Consider the following 4,032-nt stretch of genomic DNA (forward strand, 5'->3'; position numbering starts at 1 on the left):
TCCGCTTTGTAATATTTGATACCTAACATAATCGATTCCTCTAAGGTTGTTTTTAATTCATTTAGTGTCTATATGTCACTTTTAAACAATAGTGTCTTATAGTTACTTTTTAGTCAAGCTAAAAGTGTCGAAAAGTCACAAATAAATTGCATCCCTCACATGAATCTCTAAAATAGGTTACATACGCCCTATAACGAGCCTTAAAGATGAACGAAGCCGATTACTTAAAAAGCTATGATAAGACAGAATTTGAAAGTCCGATTTTAACTGTCGATAGTGTTTTATTTACATGCCACGAAGAAACCTTAAAAGTTCTGCTAGTAAAGCGTGCTAATCATCCTGATCAAGGGACATGGGGCTTACCTGGCGGCTTTGTAGATTTAAAGAAAGATACATCGATACAAGATACTGCGATTCGAAAGCTACAGGAAAAGACAGGGATCGCCCCACCCTATATAGAGCAGCTAATCAGCCAAGGCGGGCCAAAACGGGATAAACGAGGTTGGTCGGTCACAGTTTGCTTTAGCGCGCTAATCGCTTATGAAGACTGCAGCGTTCACATTGACTCTGTTTCAAACGTGCAATGGATTACATTAGAGACAGCACTAACAATGGAACTAGCATTTGACCACAAGTCGCTGATAACCGCAGCCCTAGAACGCTTGCGCCAGAAAGCGCTGTACTCAATCGTACCGGCCTTTGCACTTCCAGAAAAATTCACCCTACCAGACCTCCAAAAAGTACATGAGATTGTTCTAGGTAAAGAGATCCAGAAAAAGTCATTTAGAAGACGAATTGAGCAGGCTAACCTGCTAATTGATACGGGTGAAAAACAAGCGAGTGGCAAACGCCAAGCAGCACTTTATAAAATGAAAGACGAATCTGGGGAATATAAGTTTTTGAGGAATTTGGAAAGTTAGAATGAATCCGCTATCTTTTTGGCTATTCTATCTAAAATAAAAAAACTTCTATCGGCTTGATGTTTGAGCATACAGTCTGCGAATTCAGTGCGGCCCAACCTAACGCCTCACTAGGGCTTAAATGTCCACATATCGGACATTGACCTTACGGGCAATTTCTACTCTACTGGAGTCGATTGAGAATGCTTTGATAGCCTTCTCTCAATAACGCAGCTGATGCAGAGGCATTCTGTTTGATTTGCGCTAAGGGTTGAGCTTTCATAGGTGCATCACTTCCCAATTCGTAGCTCTTTGCATCAATGACAATTTGAAGCTTCGGAATGACAGGATCATCGTCACCTTCTGTGGTTTTAAACCCATAATGATTAATTGTGATTTGGACGGATTTGCGACTGCATATCTTGGGCCTTGTTTCACTCAAGCACTGCTGCTCAAACCAATTTACAGTCTCTTCATTCACTATGTCGACAAATCGATATTTGCGTGAGAAGGTTTCGTGTATTTCTTTGGCAATCCCCTCATCAATAGCCACGCCAATAGCAATACCGGCGGGCCCCAACGAAGACATAAGCATCATGCCAGCACCAGCGCCTTTACCTTCAAACCGAATGCGGTCTTGACCGGATACAACTGCACTAAGTGTTGGATAAGCATTGGTTTTAATTGCTTGGTTGCTACATGCTGATAAGCATAGTAATACCGTCAAACCTAATAATATTTGTTTCAATCTCAGCCTCTCATTTCATCAATTCAAAACGTCAAATATCAACCTGCTCAGCAATATGTAAGGCATCGTCGATTTCAACACCGAGATATTTTACCGTACTATCCATTTTTCTATGACCTAGCAATATTTGAACAGCTCTTAAATTTTTGGTTTCACGATAGATAATCGTCGACTTTGTTCGTCGTAATGAATGCGTACCATAGGCCACCCTATCTAAGCCGAGACCTCTTACCCAACCCTCAACAATGCGGGCATACTGCCTTGTCGTAATGTGTTTAGACTTACGGCACCGACTCTTGAACAAGTAATCATCAAAACTTAAGTTTGCATGCCTCATCCAATCAAGGATAGATGCCTTACTCTTTTGCGTAATTTCGAACTGAACAGGCTGTTTTGTTTTTTGTTGAATGATGGTAGACCTCGACAGCACATCATCGCCTCGGTACACGTCACGAACTTTCAGTTTAACAAGGTCGCATCCACGTAACATGGTATCAATCGCTAGATTGAACAAAGCTAAGTCTCGACGCTTATGACTTAGCTCAAGCCGAATACGTATACCCCAGATCTGATTGATCTTTAGCGGTAGTTTTTGTCCCGTTAACTTTTCTATAGAAGGTGTTAGGGCTTCATTCATGATAACTCTCCTTTATGTTTAGAAGAGTTATCATTATGGTCAATAATACAAAAAACTGCCTTCAGTGACGCATCAGACCCTATTTAAGACGACCACCATCCCTAATATTAAGTACTAGTCTCACCAATATTATGAACTCTGATATAACCGTTTGCGCAATCACCTTTGCTATCATACCCAATATAGGCTTCAGCCTTTTTGGTATGAAGTGTAAGTAACATCGAAAACATTCTATTCGCTCCTGCTTCGCTTACATCAGTACCAATTGCAAAGTAACCACTATTACATGTTGGGTGATTAGGTTGATTGTCAAGTTTGAACAAAACCAATCCATAGGGATATGTAAAGATGTTTTTTATATGGCCTCGCATGTTAGTGTCATAGTCAGCGTAGCTAACTAAGGTGTTAGTTATAAGTAAGAAAAATACTATCTTCTTCACAATAAGATCCCTTCAAATTTGTTCTTTTCACAACCTATTTCAGACTAAATATAAACTTAGTCGATTAAGTAAATATAACTGGCTTTAGGATAGTTCCTACCACTATCAATTCCGCAACCATCTAGCCAAAACTGCACTTTTTGGTTCGCCATTTTTGCAGCTAGCGCAAAACTGACTATTTCGTTATAAGAATCTATGCCTTCGAAGATTAGCACGTCTCTATTACTATTTTGTCCACTTCCGTTACAATCACTCGGGTCCTGGAAATCAGTACTTCCAGTAACCCTCAAGAAACCACCACCTATCCTAAGGGTCTTGATATCCACCAAACCTGATGCACCAGTTTGAGCTCCTGCAATCCCTCCAAAAGACAACAAACCTAGAATAAGCATACATACAAATCGCATAAAACTTCCTTTTCCCTAGTCTTTAATCAACCTATTCCAGACTCACTCTCTGAAGAGTCTCAATTGATGAAAACGTATCTCCACAAACACCATTTCCTTTCAGCAGCACTGTTTTTCCAGATGCATATGCAGCCAAGAGCATTGAAACCATCGTGCTCTTTCTCAGCTCTGAATTTAGTGGTAACACATATTCCCATGTCGAATTTGTTGTACAACCTGAGGCCGTATAAGTTCCAGTTGCGCTAACAAACATAATGCCCCCATTAACCGTATCGACCATCAACTTATCTACTACCGCTCCAGCTAAAGTAGAAGCAACGGATGCAGTCGAAAAAGATAACAACAGAATAAAACCAATTCGCTCTATCATATATAATTCCCAAAAACTGTAAGAGCTTGTTTCAACCTGTTGTAGGCAGTGCTGGTATATCTAGTTACATGAACTGTTGGTCCTAATCGACCAATAATTCCATCCGCTCAATTTTGGGGTAATTTGAAACACAACCATCAATATAAATATTAATTGGTTTATTTGCCGCTGATGCTACTAGAGCCATAGAGTACATTTCTTTTGAAAGAACTGCTGATGCATCCCACCGCGGTTTGACATGATAAGTACAACTAGTATTGCCAATTGTCGAAGGCTCAGTCTCAATTATAAACAGCCCCGGCGAATTTTGAGCAATTAACTTTGTTATTTTGACTTTACCATTGGCGTCCCAAGCATGGACCTGAAATGATACAAGACATAATAGCGTCAGAATAACTTTCTTCACTGAGTGATTCTCCATTTTTCTCTTTTTAACAACGCCCGGTTGAAGCTTGAAGTTTCTACTATCAACCTATTTGAGACCGTCTAAACCGACCTCTATTAACTGTAAATAAAACTTTAATATTTACT

At 39.9% G+C, this 4,032-nt stretch carries 6 protein-coding genes; 1 reads left to right on the top strand and 5 read right to left on the bottom strand.

The window, feature by feature from the left end; genetic code table 11:
* Positions 1 to 206: 206 nt before the first annotated feature.
* Positions 207 to 920, top strand: coding sequence for an NUDIX domain-containing protein (locus A3757_RS17320; protein WP_068567305.1), 714 nt, complete (start codon positions 207 to 209; stop codon positions 918 to 920).
* 163 nt (positions 921 to 1,083) lie between these two features.
* Here the strand turns inward: A3757_RS17320 and A3757_RS17325 are convergent, their stop codons facing one another.
* From A3757_RS17325 to A3757_RS17350, 5 genes are all read right to left on the bottom strand, one after another.
* A complete protein-coding gene (locus A3757_RS17325; protein ID WP_068567307.1) occupies positions 1,084 to 1,647 on the bottom strand; it encodes a hypothetical protein in 564 nt (187 codons plus the stop codon).
* Positions 1,648 to 1,678: 31 nt separating this feature from the next.
* Positions 1,679 to 2,284 carry a tyrosine-type recombinase/integrase gene (locus A3757_RS17330; protein WP_068567309.1) on the bottom strand — a complete coding sequence of 202 codons (606 nt, stop codon included), beginning with the start codon at positions 2,282 to 2,284 and terminating at the stop codon, positions 1,679 to 1,681.
* 496 nt (positions 2,285 to 2,780) lie between these two features.
* Positions 2,781 to 3,131, bottom strand: a complete 351-nt coding sequence (locus A3757_RS17340; protein ID WP_068567669.1) for a hypothetical protein — start codon at positions 3,129 to 3,131, stop codon at positions 2,781 to 2,783.
* 31 nt (positions 3,132 to 3,162) lie between these two features.
* Positions 3,163 to 3,501: a hypothetical protein gene (locus tag A3757_RS17345; RefSeq protein WP_068567667.1), complete on the bottom strand. Its 339-nt coding sequence runs from the start codon at positions 3,499 to 3,501 to the stop codon at positions 3,163 to 3,165.
* An 82-nt stretch (positions 3,502 to 3,583) separates the two neighbouring features.
* Positions 3,584 to 3,907, bottom strand: a complete 324-nt coding sequence (locus A3757_RS17350; RefSeq protein ID WP_156491496.1) for a hypothetical protein — start codon at positions 3,905 to 3,907, stop codon at positions 3,584 to 3,586.
* Positions 3,908 to 4,032: the final 125 nt, after the last annotated feature.

This window comes from Oleiphilus sp. HI0117, from assembly GCF_001635235.1.

Bases quoted from the DNA above. Each gene is read 5' to 3' on its own strand.
- A3757_RS17320 (WP_068567305.1), top strand. From the start codon at position 207: ATGAACGAAGCCGATTACTTAAAAAGCTATGATAAGACAGAATTTGAA.
- A3757_RS17345 (WP_068567667.1), bottom strand. From the start codon at position 3,501: ATGATAGAGCGAATTGGTTTTATTCTGTTGTTATCTTTTTCGACTGCA.
- A3757_RS17340 (WP_068567669.1), bottom strand. From the start codon at position 3,131: ATGCGATTTGTATGTATGCTTATTCTAGGTTTGTTGTCTTTTGGAGGG.
- A3757_RS17330 (WP_068567309.1), bottom strand. From the start codon at position 2,284: ATGAATGAAGCCCTAACACCTTCTATAGAAAAGTTAACGGGACAAAAA.